The sequence below is a fragment of the Ensifer sp. ENS08 genome (assembly GCF_014852195.1).
GTDB classification, from domain to species: Bacteria; Pseudomonadota; Alphaproteobacteria; order Rhizobiales; family Rhizobiaceae; genus Ensifer; species Ensifer adhaerens.
The window spans coordinates 1-372 of record NZ_JACVBF010000067.1; the positions used below are offsets into that span (position 1 = coordinate 1).

The 372-nt window shown below is 62.6% G+C and carries 1 protein-coding gene; it reads right to left on the reverse strand.

What is annotated here, in order from left to right:
* A partial coding sequence (locus tag IB272_RS35750; protein ID WP_192445900.1) for a zinc-binding dehydrogenase occupies positions 1-372 on the reverse strand: 372 nt, incomplete at both ends.

Consider the following 372-nt stretch of genomic DNA (forward strand, 5'->3'; position numbering starts at 1 on the left):
TGAGGTTGAGCATCTTGAAGATCACCTTGTTCCAGTCGATCTCGAAGCCGGCCGGTGCGATGCCGAGGATGGCGATCTTGCCGCCATTGTTCATCTTGTCGATCATGTCGCGGAAGGCAGGGGCCGCGCCCGACATTTCCAGCCCGACGTCAAAACCTTCGGTCATGCCGATCGCCTTCATCACGTCGGCAAGGTTTTCCTTCGAGGCATCGACGACATGGTCGATGCCGACGCTCTTGGCGAGTGCCAGCCGCGTCGGGTTGATGTCGGTGATCACCACCTTGCGCGCGCCGGAACGCTTGGCGACCAGCGCCCCCATGATGCCGATCGGCCCGGCGCCGGTCACCAGCACGTCCTCGCCGACGAGATCGA